Origin of the sequence: Mycobacterium sp. (assembly GCF_052143115.1) — a bacterium.
Taxonomy (GTDB): Bacteria; Actinomycetota; Actinomycetes; order Mycobacteriales; family Mycobacteriaceae; genus Mycobacterium.
The window spans coordinates 11,519-29,258 of the sequence record NZ_JBKQTQ010000288.1; the positions used below are offsets into that span (position 1 = coordinate 11,519).

Consider the following 17,740-nt stretch of genomic DNA (forward strand, 5'->3'; position numbering starts at 1 on the left):
CCACACCTGGGGGTGGGATGCGCATGCTGTTCGGGAGGCGAACCCCGGCCTGTCGTCAGTAAGATAATGACGCGTGAAAGCCCTCCGTCGGTTCACGGTCCGTGCCCACCTTCCGGGACGCCTGGAGGCGCTCGAACGGCTGTCTACCAACCTGCGATGGTCGTGGGACAAGCCGACGCAGGATCTCTTCGAGGCGATCGAGCCGACGCTGTGGACCCAATGCGGTCAGGATCCGGTTGCCCTGCTGGGCGCGGTGAGACCAAGCCGGCTCGACGAGCTGGCGCTCGACGGCGGTTTCCTCGACCGGCTCGATGAGTTGGCGGCGGACCTCAACGATTATCTGAGCGGTCCGCTGTGGTACCAGCAGCAACAAAGCGACGGCGCCGCCATGCCCAACGGCATCGCCTACTTCTCGATGGAGTTCGGCGTCGCCAAGGTGTTGCCGAATTATTCGGGCGGCTTGGGGATCCTGGCCGGCGATCATCTGAAGTCCGCGTCGGATCTCGGATTACCGCTGATTGCGGTGGGCCTGTACTACCGCTCCGGCTACTTCCGGCAGTCGCTGACCGCCGACGGCTGGCAACACGAAAATTATCCGGCGCTGGACCCGCAGGGGCTGCCGTTGCGGCTGCTCACCGATGGCGCCGGTGAGCCGGCGCTGGTTGAGTTGGCGCTGCCGGACTCCGGCCGGCTGCGGGCGCGGATCTGGGTGGCGCAGGTCGGTCGGGTCCCGCTGCTGCTGCTGGATTCCGACATTCCGGAGAACGAGCACGAGGTGCGCGGCGTCACCGACCGCCTCTACGGCGGGGATCAAGAGCATCGCATGCAACAGGAGATCCTCGCGGGCATCGGCGGCATACGAGCGATTCGCGCGTTCACCGCGATCGAAGGGCTGCCGGCGCCCGAGGTGTTCCACATGAACGAAGGCCACGCCGGCTTCCTCGGCACTGAGCGGATCCGCGAACTGCTCGATGCCGGTTTGGATTTCGATACCGCGCTGACCGTGGTGCGCTCCAGCACCGTGTTCACCACCCACACCCCGGTACCCGCCGGTATCGACCGGTTTCCGGTGGAGATGGTGCAGCGGTATTTCGCCGGCACCGCGGCGGACCCCGACGGCGTTGGCGACACGGGTGGATCGGCGCTGCTGCCAGGTGTGCCGATCGCCAGGATTCTGGCGCTGGGCGCCGAGGACGATCCGGAGAAGTTCAACATGGCCCACATGGGCCTGCGGCTTGCGCAGCGCGCTAACGGTGTTTCGCTGCTGCACGGTCAGGTGAGTCGAGCCATGTTCAACGAGCTGTGGCCCGGTTTCGACCCCGACGAGGTGCCGATCGGGTCGATCACCAACGGCGTTCATGCGCGTACCTGGGCGGCGCCGCAATGGTTGCAGCTGGGCCGCGAACTGGCCGGATCGGACTCGTTTAGTGACCCCGGCGTCTGGCTGCGACTGAAGGAGGTCGACGCGGGTCATCTGTGGTGGATCCGGTCGCAACTGCGGGCGCTGCTTGTCGAGGATGTCCGGACGCGGCTGCACCGCTCATGGCTGGTCCGCGGTGTCTCGGAAGCCGAATTGAGCTGGATCTCGACGGCATTCGATCCGAACGTGCTGACCGTCGGGTTCGCTCGGCGAGTGCCGACGTACAAGCGCCTGACGCTGATGCTGCGCGACCCGGACCGGCTGGAACAGCTGCTGCTCGACGAGGAAGAACCGGTCCAGCTGATCGTGGCCGGGAAGTCTCACCCCGCCGACGACGGCGGCAAGGCGCTGATCCAGCAGGTGGTGCAGTTCGCCGACCGGCCCGAGGTGCGCCACCGCATCGCGTTCCTGCCTGACTACGACATGTCGATGGCCCGGCTGTTGTATTGGGGCTGCGACGTCTGGTTGAACAATCCGCTGCGCCCGCTGGAGGCGTGTGGCACATCGGGGATGAAGAGCGCGCTCAACGGCGGGCTGAACCTGTCCATCCGCGACGGGTGGTGGGACGAGTGGTACGACGGCGAGAACGGCTGGGCAATACCGTCGGCCTCCGGGGTGGCTGACGAAGGCCGACGTGACGACCTGGAGGCCGCGGCGCTTTATGACCTGCTCCAGAAATCCGTGGCGCCGACCTTCTACGACCGCGACGAGCAGGGAGTACCGCCCCGGTGGATCGAGATGGTCCGCCACACCCTGCAGACGCTCGGCCCGAAAGTCCTGGCCTCCCGGATGGTGCGCGACTATGTCGAGCGCTATTACGTGCCCGCGGCGGAGTCGCTGCGCAGGACCGTGACGTTCGACGGGGACGGGCAGCCGGCGTTCGATCCGGCCCGCGATCTGGCCGACTACCGCCGGCGGGCGTTCGAGGCGTGGCCGCACATCCAGATCACCGATGTCGACAGCACCGGGCTGCCCGACACTCCGGTGCTCGGATCGAAGCTGACCCTGACCGCGACCGTCCAGCTGGCCGGGCTGCGGCCCGACGAGGTCACCGTCCAGACTGTGGTCGGCAGAGTCGACACCGGCGACGCGCTGGTGGACCCGGTCACCGTCGAGATGCCGTACACCGGCACCGCGGCCGGCGGCGACCACATTTTCGCCACGACGACGGCGCTGCCGGTCGCCGGCGCGGTCGGCTACACCGTGCGGGTGCTGCCGCATCACCCGATGCTGGCCTCTGGTGCCGAGCTCGGTCTGGTCACGCTGGCTTCGACTCGCTGACCAGGCGCGCCAGAGCCGCGCGTACGGCGGTGGCATCAGCCGTCGGCCAGAACGGCGGCAGGGAGGCGCGCAGATAGCCGCCGTAGCGGGCGGTGGCCATCCGCGAGTCGAGCACCGCGACCACCCCGCGGTCGTCAACGCCGCGCAGCAGCCGTCCGGCGCCCTGCGCCAGCAGCAGTGCGGCATGGCTGGCAGCCACGGCCATGAATCCGTTACCGCCGCGTGCGGCCACCGCGCGTTGCCGGGCGGACAGCAGTGGATCGTCGGGCCGCGGGAACGGAATGCGATCGATGATGACCAACGACAACGACGGACCGGGCACGTCGACGCCCTGCCACAGCGACAGTGTGCCGAACAGCGACGTCGCCGCGTCGGCGGCGAACTGCTCGACGAGCGCTGCGGTGCTGTCGTCGCCCTGACACAGCACCGGCGTCGAGAGGCGTTCGGCCATCGCCTCGGCGGCGGCGCGTGCCGCCCGCATAGACGAGAACAACCCAAGCGTTCGCCCACCTGCCGCGGTGACGAGGTCGGCGATCTCATTCAGCTGCTCAGCCGAGCCGGTGCCGTCGCGGCCGGGCGGAGGCAGATGGGCGGCGACATAGAGGATCCCGGCTTTGGCGTGCTGAAAAGGTGATCCGACATCGATTCCACGCCAACGCTTTTCGGCGTCGGCCCGCGCGTCAGCCTGCCCTTCGACTAGGCCCCAGGCCGTCGCCATCGCGTCGAAGGAGCCGCCGACGGTCAGTGTCGCCGACGTCAACACCGCGGTCGACCCGGCGAATAACCGGTCGCGCAGCAGTCCGGCCACCGACAGCGGGGCAACCCGCAGCACGACACGCGTCGAACCGCGGTTCTCCTCATGGTCCAGCCACACCACGTCGGTGCGGTCCGGGATCGCCGGAGCGAACGACGTCAGCATCCGCGATGCGGTATCGGCGATCTCGTTGAGACTGGCGACGGCCTCGGCACGCGCGGACGCAGCCTTGGTATCGGACGGCGACATGTCGATCGCCGAACGTGCCGCACTGGCCGCATCGCGCAGCGCGGTCAGATCAGTCGCCAGCTCGTCGTCGAGGCGGTCGATGCGGCCCGGGGTCGCGTTCTGGATCGCCGCGGCGAACCTGGCGGACGCCCCTTCCCACCGCTGCATGAGTTCCGGTTCGACCAGCCTGGTGATGCGCCGGGAGGCGACCCCGAGTGCGGTCGACGTCAGTTCGCCGGTGGCCACGCCGGTTACTCGGTCCACCAGATCGTGCGCCTCGTCGACGACCAGCAGCTGGTGTTCGGGCAACACGGCCGAGTCGGCGACGGCGTCGATGGCCAGCAGCGCGTGGTTGGTGACGACGATGTCGGCGCCGCCGGCTTTGGCCCGGGCGCGTTCGGCGAAGCACTCGGCGCCGAACGGGCAGCGCGCCATGCCGAGGCATTCCCGCGCGGACACGCTGACCTGCGACCAGGATCGGTCCGCGACGCCCGGCTTGAGGTCGTCGCGGTCGCCGGACTCCGTCGTCGACGCCCAAGTGGTGACGCGTTGCACGTCGCGGCCCAATGCGGTGAGCGCCTGCGGCTCGAAAAGCTCGTCCGGCGGTTCGTCTTCAGCAGAGCTCGCGGCTGCGCCATTGTGAATCTTGTTCAGGCACAGATAATTTTGCCGGCCCTTCAGCAGTGCGAATCGCGGCGCGCGGGGCAGCGCATCGGTGAGCGCGTTCACCAGCTGGGGCAGATCACGATCGACCAGTTGGCGCTGCAGGGCGATCGTCGCGGTGGACACCACGACCGGCGTGTCGTCGGACACCGCGCGAACAATCGCCGGAACGAGGTAGGCCAACGATTTTCCGGTGCCGGTTCCTGCCTGCACGGCCAGGTGCTGTCCGGTTTCGAAGGCGTGGGCAACCGCGGTGGCCATCTGTAGTTGGCCGCTGCGTTCGCTGCCGCCCAGCGCTGCCACCGCGGTGGAGAGCAGCTCAGGCACGGACACCGGCAACTCGTCGGGCGTGGCTACTCCTGTTGGTCGATGGGCCGGCGTCGGGCCGGGATTTGGGTTGTGGGAATCGCCGGATCGCCGTGGGACAACATCAGACCCTCCCACGGCAAGCTTCGCAAGCCGGACGCCACCAGCTCGCGCGCCACGCCCAGATTCACGTCGACCACGGCCTGGCCGTTACTGACCAGTGGAACCGTCAACACCCGGGAGGGCTCGGTGGTCTGCGGCGGATGTCCCGCGGGATACACGATCTCCTCGGTGATGGTGCCGCTCGAACGACACAGCCGCAGGGCGTCTTTGCGGCCGCCGTGGGACTCTTTGCGGGGGCTGCGCTTCTGCACCGGCGTGCCGTCCACTTCGACCAGCTTGTAGATCATGTTGGCAGTCGGTGCGCCCGACCCGGTGACCAGCGAGGTGCCGACGCCATAACTGTCGACAGGTTCGGCCCGCAATCCGGCGATGGCGAATTCATCCAAATCACCGGACACCACAATGCGGGTCTGCCTGGCCCCCAGCCGGTCGAGCTGCTCGCGGACCTGACGAGCCAACACGCCCAAGTCCCCAGAGTCGATCCGCACCGCGCCGAGCCCGGTGCCGGCGGCCGCTACCGCGTTGTCCACACCGGTCGTCACGTCGTAGGTGTCGACCAGAAGCGTGGTGCCGGGACCGAGCGCGTCGACCTGTGCCGCGAACGCGGCCAGCTCGCCGGGCTTGTCGGGGCCGGCGTGCAACAGGGTGAACGCATGCGCGCTGGTGCCCTCTGTCGGAACGCCGTAGCGACGACGGGACTCCAGGTTGGATGACGCGGTGAAGCCCGCAATGTAGGCGGCGCGGGCCGCGGCGACTGCCGCGCGCTCATGGGTGCGGCGTGACCCCATGTCGATCAACGGCCGCCGCTGCGCTGCGGTGACCATCCGCGCGGCTGCCGACGCAACGGCGCTGTCGTGGTTGAAGATCGACAACGCCAGCGTCTCGAGCACCACGCATTCAGCGAAGCTGCCGTGCACCGACAGCACCGGGGATCCGGGGAAGTACAGCTCGCCCTCGGCATAGCCGTCGATATCACCGCCGAAGCGAAACTCGCGTAGATACGCCAACGTATCGCGGTCGAGAAAGTCCGCCAGTGATTCGCACGCGATGTCGTCGAACCTGAACTCGGGCAGAGCTTCCAAAAATCGGCCCGTCCCGGCAACCACCCCGTAACGACGCCCGTCGGGCAGCCGGCGCGCGAACAACTCGAACGTGGTCCGGCGATCCGCGGTGCCATCGCGCAGCGCCGCCGCCAGCATGGTCAACTCGTACCTGTCGGTCAGCAGTCCGGCGCAAACCGAGTCACTCACATCGCAACCGTATCGGGTGAATTGCTGCGGCTCGCTATCCTAGAAACCATGGTTGCGTCAGCCCCGACCAAACCGGGAACCACCGGGCAACGGGAAGCCGACTCAGTCGAGGCCACGGCCGCTCCCTGGGTGACCATCGTGTGGGACGATCCGGTCAACTTGATGAACTACGTGACGTATGTCTTCCAGAAGCTGTTTGGCTACAGCGAGCCGCACGCCACCAAGCTGATGCTGCAGGTCCACAACGAAGGCAAGGCGGTGGTGTCGGCGGGCAGCCGAGAATCCATGGAGACCGACGTGTCGAAGCTGCATGCGGCCGGGTTGTGGGCCACCATGCAGCAGGACCGTTGAGATCGAGGGCATCCGGGTCGCCAGGTGCGCAAGTGGAAGCGGGTTGAGACCGCGGACGGTCCCCGTTTTCGGTCCGCGCTGGACTCGCATGAGGCGGCTTTGCTCAAGAATCTGGTCGGCTCGATGATCGGACTACTCGACGAACGGGAATCGTCTTCGCCGGCAGACGAACTCGAGCAAATCACCGGCATGAAGACCGGCAGCTCCGAACGCCCTGATAATGCGACGCTGCAGCGGCTGCTGCCGGACTTCTCGAAGCCGGACGATGCTGCATCCGAAGCGACCGAGAGCCTGAATGCCGCTCTGCGCAGCCTGCGTGAGCCGGAGATCATCGAGGCCAAACGTGTTGCCGCACAACAACTACTGGACACCGTCCCCGATGACGGCGGCCGATTCGAGCTGACCGAGGACGCCGCGAACGCCTGGATCGCAGCCGTCAACGACATCCGCCTGGCACTGGGCACCATGCTCGATATCCGTCCCAACGGCCCCGATCGACTGCCCGACGACCATCCGTTGGCCTCGCACCTCGACGTCTATCAGTGGCTGACCTTCCTGCAGGAGTACCTGGTCCTGGCGTTGATGGGGTCCCGATGAGCTCGATCACCGACGTCGGAGGCATCCTGGTCGGCCACTATCACCGGCTGGACCCCGACGCGACCATGGGTGCCGGTTGGGCGAGCGGCGTGACCGTCGTCCTGACGCCGCCCGGCACGGTCGGCGCCGTCGATTGCCGCGGCGGTGCGCCCGGCAGCCGGGAGACCGATCTGCTGGACCCGTCCAACAGCGTGCGCCACGTGGATGCGGTGTTGATCGCTGGGGGCAGCGCCTATGGATTGGCCGCCGCGGACGGCATCATGCGTTGGCTGGAGGAGCACGACCGCGGCGTGGCGATGGCCGGCGGGGTGGTGCCGATCGTGCCGGGCGCGGTGATCTTCGATCTGGATGTCGGTACCTGGAGCCATCGGCCGACGGCGGAGTTCGGCTACGTAGCGGCCAGCGCCGCCGCCGAAGGTGCGCCGGTCGAGTTGGGCACGGTCGGCGCCGGGGTGGGGGCGTGCGCCGGTGTGCTGAAGGGCGGTGTGGGGACAGCATCGACGACGCTGCCGTCGGGGGTGACCGTCGGTGCGCTGGTCGCGGTGAACTCCGCGGGCAATGTCATCGACCAGGCCACCGGCCTGCCGTGGCTGACCTACCTGGTCGACGAGCTCGGCCTGACGCCGCCGCCCCCTGAGCAGATCGCTGAGCTGGCAAAGCTCGAGTCCCCGTTGAGCTCGTTGAATACCGCGGTCGCGGTGGTCGCGACCGATGCTGTGCTGAGCCGGGCCGCCTGCCGACAAGTTGCGAGCACTGCTCACGACGGGCTCGCCCGCAGCATCCGGCCGTCGCATACCCCGGTGGACGGTGACATCGTGTTCGCGCTGGCCACCGGCGCCGTAGAGGTTGCGCCGTCGGTCGACACGCCAGCCGCCTTTTCGCCGGAGACGCCGTTGGCCACCGCCGTCGGCGCCGCGGCGGCTGACTGCCTGGCCCGGGCGGTGCTGGTCGGTGTGATCGCCGCCGAGTCGGTGGCCGGAATCCCGACCTACCGAGACCTGTTGCCCGGAGCATTCGTGCGACCAGGGGCCAATCGGTGACGTGCTGGTGATTCGTGCTGAGCTGGTGGAGGCGATGGTCGCGCATGTTCGCGCCGACCACCCCGACGAAGCCTGCGGCGTGCTGGCCGGTCCGGAGGGTTCGGACCGCCCAGAGCGCATATCGCGATGGTCAACGCCGAACGCTCGCCGACGTTCTATCGCTTCGACCCCCAAGAGCAACTCAAGGTGTGGCGCGCCCTAGAAGAGTCAGCCGAGGTGCCGGTGGTCATCTATCACTCGCACACCGCGACGGAGGCGTACCCCAGCCGCACCGACGTGGGTCTGGCTGCCGAACCTGACGCGCACTACGTGCTGGTGTCTACCCGCAACCCCGGCCAGGACGAAGTCCGCAGTTACCGCATCGTCGACGGCGTCGTCACCGAAGAGCCCGTCCACATCGTCGAGCATTACCAAGACCAGGAGCATTCATGAGCGTCACCGTCTCCATCCCGACAATCCTGCGTCCGCACACCGGCGGTGAAAAACGCGTCGATGCCAGCGGCGAGACGCTGCAAGCCGTGATCAGCGACTTGGAGGCGAACTATTCCGGAATTTCTGAACGTCTCGTCGAGAACGGCAAATTGCACCGCTTCGTCAACATCTACGTCAACGACGAGGACGTGCGATTTTCGGGCGGGCTGGACACTGCGATCACCGACGGCGACTCCGTCACCATCTTGCCCGCCGTCGCAGGTGGGTAAGCGGGCCGCATGACCCGATACGACTCGCTGCTCGCCGCCTTGGGCAACACGCCGCTGGTGGGACTGCAGCGGCTGTCGCCCCGCTGGGACGAGGAGCCGGGCGGCCCTCATGTGCGGCTGTGGGCCAAGCTCGAGGACCGCAACCCGACCGGCTCGATCAAAGACCGGCCTGCGCTGCGGATGATCGAGCAAGCCGAGGCCGAGGGCCGGTTGACGCCGGGGGCGACGATCATCGAGCCCACCAGCGGCAACACCGGTATCTCGCTGGCGATGGCAGCGCGGTTGAAGGGCTATCAGCTGATCTGCGTGATGCCGGAGAACACCTCGATCGAACGTCGCCAACTGCTCGAGCTCTACGGCGCGCAAATCGTTTTTTCGCCGCCCGAGGGCGGGTCGAACACCGCGGTGGCGACCGCCAAGGAGCTGGCGGCTGACAACCCGTCGTGGGTGATGCTCTACCAGTACGGCAACGCGGCCAACACCGACTCGCACTACTACGGCACCGGCCCAGAGCTGTTGAAAGATTTGCCCGAGATCACTCATTTCGTCGCCGGGCTGGGCACGACCGGGACGTTGATGGGCACCGGCCGGTTTCTGCGTGAGCAGGTCCCCGAGATCCGCATCGTGGCCGCCGAACCCCGCTACGGTGAGGGCGTCTATGCGCTGCGCAACCTCGACGAGGGCTTTGTGCCTGAACTCTACGACCCGAAGGTGCTGACGACCCGCTACTCAGTCGGCGCCGCCGACGCGGTCCGCCGCACCCGCGAGCTGGTTGACGCCGAAGGCATCTTCGCGGGGATTTCCACCGGCGCGGTGTTACATGCCGCGCTGGGTATCGCGGCGAAGTCCGTCGATGCCGCTGCCCGCGCCGACATCGCCGTCGTGGTGGCCGACGCGGGATGGAAGTATCTATCGACGGGCGCCTACGCCGGTAGCTTGGACGAAGCGGAAGACGCATTGGAAGGGCAGCTGTGGGCATGACCGCCAGCGATGAGGAGGAGCGGCGCAGATGACTGCCGGCTCGACACACACACCGGCGCGGCGGCCGAAGAAACGCTCCCCGTGGCTGGTCGGCGGAGCGACGATCATCAGCTTCGTGGCGCTGCTCTACATCGTCGAGCTGTTCGACCAGCTCGACGACCACCAGCTCGATTACAACGGCATCCGGCCGCTGGAGGCCGACGGCCTGTGGGGCATCTTGTTGGCTCCGCTGCTGCACGCGAACTGGGCGCATCTGGCGGCCAACACCGGACCCGCGCTGGTGCTCGGCTTTCTGGTCACGCTGGCCGGGCTGTCCCGGTTTCTGTGGGCGACGGCGATCGTGTGGATCGTCGGCGGCTTCGGCACCTGGCTTATCGGGAACATGGGATCGCCCTGCGGCGAGACCGATCACATCGGCGCCTCGGGGCTGATCTTCGGCTGGCTGACCTTCTTGCTTGTCTTCGGATTCTTCACCCGCTCGGCCTGGCAGATTGTCATCGGGATCCTGGTACTCATCGGCTACGGCGGGGTCCTGTGGGGCGCCGTGCCGGTTCTCAACGTCTGCGGAGGTGTGTCCTGGCAGGGGCATCTGTGCGGTGCGATCGCCGGGGTGTTCGCCGCGTACCTGTTGTCGAGCCCGGAACGCAAAGCTCGCGAGCTTCGCCGTCGCGGCCCCCAACGGCCTCTGAAAACTTGAGCGGACATGAGTAACGCACTAGCACCCATCGGGGTCTTCGACTCCGGTGTCGGCGGGTTGACGGTGGCGCGCGCCATCATCGACCAACTGCCCGACGAGGACATCATCTACGTCGGGGACACCGGCAACGGTCCCTACGGCCCGCTCACGATTCCCGAGATCCGCGGGCATGCCCTGGCCATTGGCGACGACCTCGTCGACCGCGGAGTCAAGGCCCTGGTGATCGCCTGCAATTCGGCCTCCTCGGCCTGCCTGCATGACGCGCGGGAGCGCTACGACGTGCCCGTCGTTGAAGTGATCCTGCCCGCGGTGCGTCGCGCGGTCGCCGCAACCCACAACGGCCGCATCGGCGTGATCGGCACCCAGGCCACCGTCGCCTCGGGGGCCTACCAGGACGCGTTCGCCGCCGCCCGGGACACCCAGATCACCGCGGTGGCCTGCCCACGGTTCGTCGATTTCGTCGAGCGCGGCATCACCAGTGGCCGCCAGGTGCTCGGATTGGCCGAGGGTTACCTCGAGCCGTTGCAGCGCGCCGATGTCGACACGTTGGTACTGGGTTGCACCCACTATCCGCTGCTTTCCGGACTGATCCAGCTGGCCATGGGCGAGACGGTGACGTTGGTTTCCAGCGCCGAGGAGACGGCGAAAGAGTTGCTTCGCGTGCTGACCGAGCGGGACCTGTTGCGACCGCATGACGCCCCGGCCGCCACCCGGGTGTTCGAAGCCACGGGCGATCCCGAGGCATTCACCAAACTTGCGGCTCGATTTCTAGGCCCAGCGGTCACCGGCGTTGAACCCGTTCGTCACACCCACGTTTCCTAGGTATGCAGATGATTCTGATCACCCAATGCGGCGATGTTTTCTCCATCGTGGTACTGGGCATGGCACAGTAGTGACCGTGCGAATAACCGTGCTGGGCTGCTCCGGGAGCGTGGTCGGCCCGGATTCGCCCGCATCGGGTTATCTGCTGAGGGCGCCGGACACCCCGCCCCTGGCGATCGACTTCGGTGGAGGCGTCCTCGGTTCGCTGCAACGCCACGCCGATCCCGGTTCGGTCCACGTGTTGTTGTCGCACCTGCACGCCGACCACTGCCTCGACCTACCCGGATTGTTCGTCTGGCGCCGCTACCACCCGTCGCCGCCGGCCGGTAAGGCCTTGATGTACGGCCCGAGCGACACCTGGTCGCGGCTCGGTGCGGCGTCGTCGCCGTACGGCGGCGAGATCGACGATTTCTCCGACATTTTCGATATCCGGCATTGGGTCGACGGTGAGGCCGTCAATGTCGGCGCGCTGACAGTCTTGCCGCGGCTGGTGTGTCATCCGACCGAGTCGTTCGGCCTGCGCATCACCAATCCCGCGGGCGCGACGTTTGTATACAGCGGTGACACTGGGTACTGCGACGCGGTCATCGAGCTGGCCCGCGGCGCCGACGCCTTCCTCTGTGAGGCGTCCTGGACAGACTCGCCCAAGCGTCCACCCAACCTGCACCTGTCGGGCACCGAGGCCGGGCGGATCGCGACCGCAGCGGGAGTAGGGGAGCTGTTGCTCACCCACATCCCGCCATGGACCTCCCGCGAGGACGTGATCAGCGAGGCGAAAGTCGAATTCGGCGGCCCGGTGCATGCAGTGGTCTGCGGCGAGACCTTCAACGTCGGCCGCTCCTGATCGGGTAGCCGCGCGCTAGGGTTGGCGGCGTGTCCAAACGAGAAGACGGCCGCCTCGACGACGAGCTTCGACCGGTTGTCATCACCCGCGGGTTCACCTCGCACCCGGCGGGTTCGGTGGTGATCGAGTTCGGCCAGACCAAAGTCATGTGCACGGCAAGCGTCACCGAGGGCGTGCCCCGGTGGCGCAAGGGGTCCGGGTTGGGCTGGCTCACCGCCGAATACGCGATGCTGCCGTCGGCCACTCACACTCGCGGAGACCGCGAATCGGTGAAAGGCCGCCTATCTGGCCGCACTCAAGAGATCAGCCGATTGGTGGGCAGGTCGCTGCGTGCATGCATCGATCTGGCGGCGTTGGGGGAGAACACCATTGCGATCGACTGCGATGTGCTGCAGGCCGACGGCGGCACTCGCACCGCGGCCATCACGGGTGCTTACGTCGCGCTGGCCGATGCGGTGACGTACTTGTCCGCCGCCGGCAAGCTGTCCGATCCGCGGCCGCTGTCGTGTGCGATCGCGGCGGTCAGCGTCGGCGTGGTCGACGGCCGGGTGCGGGTGGACCTGCCCTACGAGGAAGACGCCCGCGCCGAGGTCGACATGAACGTCGTCGCCACCGACACCGGGACCTTGGTCGAGGTCCAGGGGACCGGCGAGGGCGCGACGTTCCCGCGGTCGACACTCGACAAGCTGCTCGACGTCGCGCAGGGGGCCTGCGACAAGCTCTTTGCGGTGCAGCGTGAGGCGTTGGCTCTGCCGTATCCGGGTGTGTTGCCGGAAGGGCCTGCCCCGCAGAAGGCGTTCGGAAGCTGACCCGCCTGCGGGTTGCCATAGGGTCGCACGTCGTAGCCGACGAGAGGAGCAGTCAGCGATGAGCGAACGCTGGTTCTCGGACGAGGAGCTGAAGCAGATGTCGCGCCCGACGATGGACCGCGCAATCGAGGCGCTCGATCGCGGCGACGTGCAGACGGCCCGGACGCTCTGCAAGGAGATGAAGCACGAGTGGCGCTACCTCCACGACATGATGGTCGAGGGGATCGGCGGCCTGATCTCGTTCATCCAGGACCGCCTCGGCGACGACGGGGTCGCCGACGCCTGGACCGACGGCCAGGGCCGAGGCTGGAGGCGCGACGTCGAGAAGATCGCCAACCGCGACCGCAGGCAGATCGTCGAGGCGCTCGCGGCGACCTGGCGAGCGCACTCGGGCAGCGGCACCGGTCAACACCCGGGGGCGTTCACGATCACCGAGGACGACGTCAAGTTCACGTTCGCGATGAACCCATGCGGGTCGGGTCAGCGGCTTGTGCGGATGGGCCGCTACGAGGGGCCCGGTGCGCTCGGTGTGACGAAATCGGCGCACGATTGGAGCTACGGGCGCGAGGGCTTCCCGCTCTACTGCACGCACTGCTCATTCATGAATGAGTCGCTACCGATCCGCTGGATCGGCTATCCGCTCTACCCGAGCGATCCGCCCGACGACTTCCACCGCGACCCGTGCACTTGGTACTGGTACAAGGACCCGGCCGACATTCCCGACCGGCACTGGCAGCGCCATGGACTCGCCCGCGAGCAGGCCGGTGGAGTCGATGCCGGCTGAGACGGGGCCGAACGGGCGCCGAGTGATCGTCACCGGCGCCGCCGGAGGGATCGGCCGTGCGATCATCGCGGCGCTCGCCGCCGCCGACTGTCGCGTGGCTGCGTGTGACGCGGACGGCGCCGGCGCGGACGCCGTCGCGGGCGCGACGACCAGCGCCGAGTTCGACGTGCGGGATCGAGCCGCCGTACGCCAAGGGGTTGCCGGTGCGGTCACGGCCCTCGGCGGCTGCGACGCGGTCGTCGCCAACGCGGGCGTGGTCGACACGATTCATCGCGCCGAGCGGTTCTCCGAGGACGACTGGCGCCTCGATCTCGAGACGAACCTGTACGGCGCCTTCAACGTCGTCCAGGCTACGTTCGAAGAGCTCGCGTCGGCCGGCGACGGGCGGGTAGTGCTGATCTCGTCGGTGGGCGCCGAGCTCGGGATCCCGGGCCAGGTCGCCTACGGGGCGTCGAAGGCCGGCCTCGTCGGGATGGCGCGAACGCTCGCGGCCGAGTGGGCGCCGCGCGGGGTGCGCTGCAACGTCGTAATGCCCGGGATGATCGCCACCCCGAAGGTCCGCGCGATGCCCGGCGAGCTTCAGAGCAAGCTCGTCGAGCGGGTCCCGCTGGCTCGGTTCGGGACCGTCGACGAGCTCGCCGGGGTCGTCACGTTCCTGCTCTCGCCCGCGGCGGCGTACATCACCGGCGCCGTGCTGCGCGTCGACGGCGGCCTCGGCCTGTCACTCGGCGCGATCACGTGATCGGCTCCTCCGAGCCGCCCGGCGAAGCGGTCGGCCTAAGCCCAGCCCGCCTCGACCTATATCGATGGCCCGGCCTTTGGCGGCGTGTTCAACCAGGCGTGTCACAGCCGGTGAAGTGCAGACTGGGCCGCGACTTGTCGAGGCAAACGGTGGGCCGCTGGGGCCAGACCCTCGTAACGCCCGACCCTGTTCGGAATGATTGTTGACCCACCTGCTGGTCGCCAGCCGCAACCGCAAAAAACTGGCCGAGCTGCGTCGGGTGTTGGATGCCGCCGCGCTGACGGGACTGACGTTGGTGTCACTCGACGACGTGCCGCCGTTCGACGAGGCGCCGGAAGCCGGCGCGACCTTCGAGGACAACGCGTTGGCCAAGGCCCGCGACGGGTTCGCCGCCACCGGGCTGCCCACCGTTGCCGACGACTCCGGGTTGGAGGTCGCCACGCTGAACGGCATGCCCGGCGTGCTGTCGGCGCGGTGGTCGGGTGTGCATGGCGACGACGCCGGCAACACCGCGCTGCTGTTGGCGCAACTGCGTGATGTGCCCGATGAGCGACGTGGTGCGGCGTTCGTGTCGGCGTGCGCGCTGGTGTCGGAGTCGGGTGAAGCTGTTGTACGCGGCGAGTGGCCCGGCGCCATCGCGCGAGAGCCGCTCGGCGACGCGGGCTTCGGCTACGACCCGGTCTTCATTCCAGACGGTTTCAATTGCACTGCGGCGCAACTGAGCCCAGCCGCGAAAGACGCGGTGTCGCATCGCGGTCGCGCGCTTACGTTATTGTTGCCGGCCTTGCGAGCGCTGGCTGCTGATGCACGCTGAGCTCGCGAATTGTGTTGGGCTACAGGGCGAAGCGAGCCTTGACGTCCCTGGTCTGGAAGTGCTCGACAATGATCCCGACCAGCGGGATGGTTCCGGCCAACAGCACGCCGATCGTCTTGCCGATCGGCCACCGGACCTTGACGGCAAGATTGAAAGCCGCCAATACGTAGGTGAAATACACCCAGCCGTGTACGACTTCGATCCAGCGGATTTCGTGATGGAAGACCAGATGCGAAACGATCTCGTAGCACAGCGCGATGAGCCAGATACCCGTCGTCCACGCCATCAGGCGATAGCCCAGCAGCGCGGTGCGGATCTTGTCGACGGTCGTCGTCTGCGGCGCTTGGGGCGTCTCAGGTGTGGTCATGCGGTGGTCCTGTTGTGTCTTTCGGCATCGCGCTCTGCGAGCTCGGCGAGGTAGGCGTTGTACTCGCGCAGCGCTGGATCTCCGGCCTGCTGCTGTGCGGGTTTGGGCCGCTCGGGCAGCAGTCCGTCGGGCAGTTCGGTCATGGCACGGTCCTTGGGCGGCTCGGGCGGTGCCTCCTCATAGCGGACGAACTTGCGGTAGGCGTACACACAGAATCCGGCGAACAGCGGCCACTGCATCGCATATCCGAGGTTCTGGAAGGTGCCTGACGTCGACTGAAACCTCGTCCATTGCCACCAGCCGAGAGCCAGGCAACCGCCGGCCGCGAGGATCACCAGCACGATCAACGCGGGTCTCCGACGACGTGTAGTGGACACGCTTAGACGGTACTCCGAGGTCGTTGGCGGGTCCGTTACGCCTTCGGTCCGACGAATTCGTCGAGTCGCGCCACCGCGGCCTTGCGATAGACGGCGACCTGATATTTGCTTGGACGCGTCCACGGAATTCCGAGATCGTCGAGCGCGGCGCAGAACAGCGCACGGATGTCGTCGGATCGGTTCGAGAAGTGGTAGCGGACGCTTCGAACCCCGCGGTCGTTCGCGACCACGCGGCAGCCATCGCTATCGATCAGGCCACGAACGAATTCCTCGGTGGCCTCTTTGACAAGCATTTCCTGCCACGGCTCGAGCCTGATCGGCCTTAAGTGTTTCTTGCCCGGACCGTGCTGCGGAAGTAGGCACGGCCAGTGCTTGGAGTACAGGTAGACCTCCGTGCACTGATCAAAGCGACGGTAGATGCCCGCCCGTTGTCCGGGCATCAGGACGTCGATCGCCTCGCGAGACCGTTCAATGATCCCCGGGTACTTCGCGTCGAGCGTGATTCTCAGCCGCCACGCTCGCGGGTGTCGCGTGATACAACCGTCGCCGAGGTAGACACCGAGCAGATAGCAGTACGCAGCAGGAGGCAGCGCAGAGAAGTCACGATCAGCGCAGCAGGGTGATGTACTTGAACTCCTGACTCGAATTGGTGATTTGAGGCGCCAATCGCACACTGTCCTTCGCGGCAACCCTGTTTGACGCGCGATCGCGCAGTCGTTTACACCGGACAGAATCAGCTCCTGTACGACTTCGAACTCCTTCGCGGATCGCATTTCTAAGCCCCTTCGCCGCCGTGAGCAAATCAACGGTAGGAGGGGCCACCGACAGATTCGTCAACGACGTGAGCGGTACGCTCGTGGGGCTTGCGGGCGTGGTGGAATTGGCAGACACCCGGGCTTTAGGTGCCCGTGCTCGAGAGAGCGTGAGGGTTCGAGTCCCTCCGCCCGCACTGACGCGGTGGGGGCATCTCCGCAGGTAAACAGTCATTTTCACGTTTGCTAGCTACCCCTTGTGACCGCCCCGTGGCCGCATTTTGGCCGCAACTTGCGAGTAACTTGGGCGAGTCACAGTTATGTGCCGTGGAGTACCGGGCATGCAAGCTGACCGCGACGGCGTCGAGGTCGTCGTCGAACAAGTCGGCGTAGGTGTCCAGTGTGACCTTCGCGGACTTGTGCCCGAGCATCCGTTGCAGCGCAAGTACGTTCACCCCGGCCGAGACGGCGAGCGACGCGCACGTGTGGCGTAGGTCGTGCGGCGTGATCTTCTGCACCTTGGCTTTCTTGACGGCGGCCTGGAACCATCCGGTCGACGATTTCGGCCGCTGGAGGTAGCCGCGATCGCGACCGGGAAACACCAAATCGCTTGATGCCTTGCCTTTGCACTGCGCCGAAAGCTCGTCGAGTACGAACGCTGGCACCGGCACCGAGCGCGCCTTGCGGCCCTTGGTCGGCCCAACGGCGTGGCGGGTGCCGAGTTGCACCGCGTTCTCGGATACCGTGAGCCGGCGGCGCAGGAACTCAACGTCGCGCACCCCTCAAAGTGGAGTTCATCGTCGTCGAACGATAAGTCGGTAAATAAACCGGTGGTGTTCAATGGCGTCAGCCCAGCTTGGGCCAGACCCGGCAAGAACAGAATGAGTCCCGCGAGGTCCGACAGCGTACTCAGAGCCGATGCAGACGTCGCGTTGGTCGCCGCCGTCGATGTGAGCCCCTGCAGTGCCGTGGAGATCGTCTGAGACGCCGCCGCCTGCGTGCTCGCCGCGGCCGACGCCCCGGTTGTCGTCTGCGGT

18 protein-coding genes, 1 tRNA gene and 2 pseudogenes are annotated in these 17,740 nt (G+C 67.1%); 15 read left to right on the plus strand and 6 right to left on the minus strand.

Annotation, left to right across the window (positions count from 1 at the left end; all coding sequences use genetic code 11):
• The first annotated feature begins 73 nt into the window (after positions 1–73).
• Positions 74–2,701, plus strand: a complete 2,628-nt coding sequence (gene glgP / locus ACLQI9_RS28360) for an alpha-glucan family phosphorylase (protein ID WP_442380114.1) — start codon at positions 74–76, stop codon at positions 2,699–2,701.
• Here the strand turns inward: glgP and ACLQI9_RS28365 are convergent.
• Both ACLQI9_RS28365 and ACLQI9_RS28370 read right to left on the minus strand, forming a co-directional pair.
• Positions 2,679–4,685 carry an ATP-dependent DNA helicase gene (locus ACLQI9_RS28365; protein ID WP_442380116.1) on the minus strand — a complete coding sequence of 669 codons (2,007 nt, stop codon included), beginning with the start codon at positions 4,683–4,685 and terminating at the stop codon, positions 2,679–2,681. The two genes, glgP and ACLQI9_RS28365, sit on opposite strands and share 23 nt — an antisense overlap.
• Positions 4,686–4,699: 14 nt before the next feature.
• Entirely contained in the window at positions 4,700–6,025 is a 1,326-nt protein-coding gene (locus ACLQI9_RS28370) for a nicotinate phosphoribosyltransferase (RefSeq protein WP_442380118.1), read from the minus strand.
• A gap of 48 nt (positions 6,026–6,073) precedes the next feature.
• Here ACLQI9_RS28370 and clpS point away from each other — a divergent pair, with 48 nt between their 5' ends.
• The 13 genes and pseudogenes from clpS (at position 6,074) to ACLQI9_RS28435 (ending at position 15,207) form a co-directional block, all read left to right on the plus strand.
• Positions 6,074–6,376 carry an ATP-dependent Clp protease adapter ClpS gene (clpS, locus tag ACLQI9_RS28375; protein WP_424762734.1) on the plus strand — a complete coding sequence of 101 codons (303 nt, stop codon included), beginning with the start codon at positions 6,074–6,076 and terminating at the stop codon, positions 6,374–6,376.
• A gap of 24 nt (positions 6,377–6,400) precedes the next feature.
• Positions 6,401–6,973 carry an oxidative stress transcriptional regulator AosR gene (gene aosR / locus ACLQI9_RS28380; RefSeq protein ID WP_442380120.1) on the plus strand — a complete coding sequence of 191 codons (573 nt, stop codon included), beginning with the start codon at positions 6,401–6,403 and terminating at the stop codon, positions 6,971–6,973.
• Positions 6,970–8,013, plus strand: a complete 1,044-nt coding sequence (locus ACLQI9_RS28385; protein WP_442380122.1) for a P1 family peptidase — start codon at positions 6,970–6,972, stop codon at positions 8,011–8,013. Before aosR ends, ACLQI9_RS28385 begins: the two co-directional genes overlap by 4 nt.
• 34 nt (positions 8,014–8,047) lie before the next feature.
• Positions 8,048–8,445 (plus strand): annotated as a pseudogene (locus tag ACLQI9_RS28390) (Mov34/MPN/PAD-1 family protein).
• Entirely contained in the window at positions 8,442–8,714 is a 273-nt protein-coding gene (locus ACLQI9_RS28395; protein WP_442380124.1) for a MoaD/ThiS family protein, read from the plus strand. Before ACLQI9_RS28390 ends, ACLQI9_RS28395 begins: the two are co-directional and overlap by 4 nt.
• A gap of 9 nt (positions 8,715–8,723) precedes the next feature.
• The gene (locus ACLQI9_RS28400) at positions 8,724–9,695 is read left to right on the plus strand and encodes a cysteine synthase (protein ID WP_442380126.1); all 972 of its coding nucleotides are present in this window, start codon (positions 8,724–8,726) and stop codon (positions 9,693–9,695) included.
• 28 nt (positions 9,696–9,723) lie between these two features.
• Positions 9,724–10,392: a rhomboid family intramembrane serine protease gene (locus ACLQI9_RS28405; protein WP_442380128.1), complete on the plus strand. Its 669-nt coding sequence runs from the start codon at positions 9,724–9,726 to the stop codon at positions 10,390–10,392.
• A 6-nt stretch (positions 10,393–10,398) separates the two neighbouring features.
• The gene (gene murI / locus ACLQI9_RS28410; RefSeq protein WP_442380130.1) at positions 10,399–11,214 is read left to right on the plus strand and encodes a glutamate racemase; all 816 of its coding nucleotides are present in this window, start codon (positions 10,399–10,401) and stop codon (positions 11,212–11,214) included.
• A 70-nt stretch (positions 11,215–11,284) separates the two neighbouring features.
• Positions 11,285–12,058 (plus strand): cyclic nucleotide-degrading phosphodiesterase, encoded by a 774-nt coding sequence (locus ACLQI9_RS28415; RefSeq protein WP_442380132.1) that lies wholly within the window; start codon positions 11,285–11,287, stop codon positions 12,056–12,058.
• A 29-nt stretch (positions 12,059–12,087) separates the two neighbouring features.
• Positions 12,088–12,867: a ribonuclease PH gene (gene rph, locus ACLQI9_RS28420; RefSeq protein ID WP_442380134.1), complete on the plus strand. Its 780-nt coding sequence runs from the start codon at positions 12,088–12,090 to the stop codon at positions 12,865–12,867.
• Between the two features lie 58 nt (positions 12,868–12,925).
• Complete coding sequence (locus ACLQI9_RS28425; protein ID WP_442380135.1) at positions 12,926–13,651, plus strand: hypothetical protein; 726 nt, start codon at positions 12,926–12,928, stop codon at positions 13,649–13,651.
• Positions 13,641–14,393 (plus strand): SDR family oxidoreductase, encoded by a 753-nt coding sequence (locus ACLQI9_RS28430; RefSeq protein ID WP_442392473.1) that lies wholly within the window; start codon positions 13,641–13,643, stop codon positions 14,391–14,393. Before ACLQI9_RS28425 ends, ACLQI9_RS28430 begins: the two co-directional genes overlap by 11 nt.
• Before the next feature lie 199 nt (positions 14,394–14,592).
• Positions 14,593–15,207, plus strand: coding sequence for a non-canonical purine NTP pyrophosphatase (locus ACLQI9_RS28435; RefSeq protein ID WP_442380139.1), 615 nt, complete (start codon positions 14,593–14,595; stop codon positions 15,205–15,207).
• Between the two features lie 19 nt (positions 15,208–15,226).
• On the opposite strand, the gene ACLQI9_RS28440 is transcribed toward ACLQI9_RS28435, so the two are convergent.
• Genes ACLQI9_RS28440 through ACLQI9_RS28450 form a run of 3 tightly spaced genes read right to left on the minus strand, consistent with a single transcriptional unit; the run spans position 15,227 to position 16,391 of the window.
• Positions 15,227–15,574 carry a DUF3817 domain-containing protein gene (locus ACLQI9_RS28440; RefSeq protein ID WP_442380141.1) on the minus strand — a complete coding sequence of 116 codons (348 nt, stop codon included), beginning with the start codon at positions 15,572–15,574 and terminating at the stop codon, positions 15,227–15,229.
• Positions 15,571–15,951: a hypothetical protein gene (locus ACLQI9_RS28445; protein WP_442380143.1), complete on the minus strand. Its 381-nt coding sequence runs from the start codon at positions 15,949–15,951 to the stop codon at positions 15,571–15,573. Before ACLQI9_RS28445 ends, ACLQI9_RS28440 begins: the two co-directional genes overlap by 4 nt.
• A 35-nt stretch (positions 15,952–15,986) precedes the next feature.
• Entirely contained in the window at positions 15,987–16,391 is a 405-nt protein-coding gene (locus ACLQI9_RS28450) for an LAGLIDADG family homing endonuclease (protein WP_442380145.1), read from the minus strand.
• A 425-nt stretch (positions 16,392–16,816) separates the two neighbouring features.
• Here ACLQI9_RS28450 and ACLQI9_RS28455 point away from each other — a divergent pair.
• Positions 16,817–16,900, plus strand: a tRNA-Leu gene (locus tag ACLQI9_RS28455).
• A gap of 132 nt (positions 16,901–17,032) precedes the next feature.
• Here ACLQI9_RS28455 and ACLQI9_RS28460 read toward each other — a convergent pair.
• Positions 17,033–17,482, minus strand: a pseudogene (locus ACLQI9_RS28460) (site-specific integrase); the annotation flags it as partial.
• Positions 17,483–17,740: the final 258 nt, after the last annotated feature.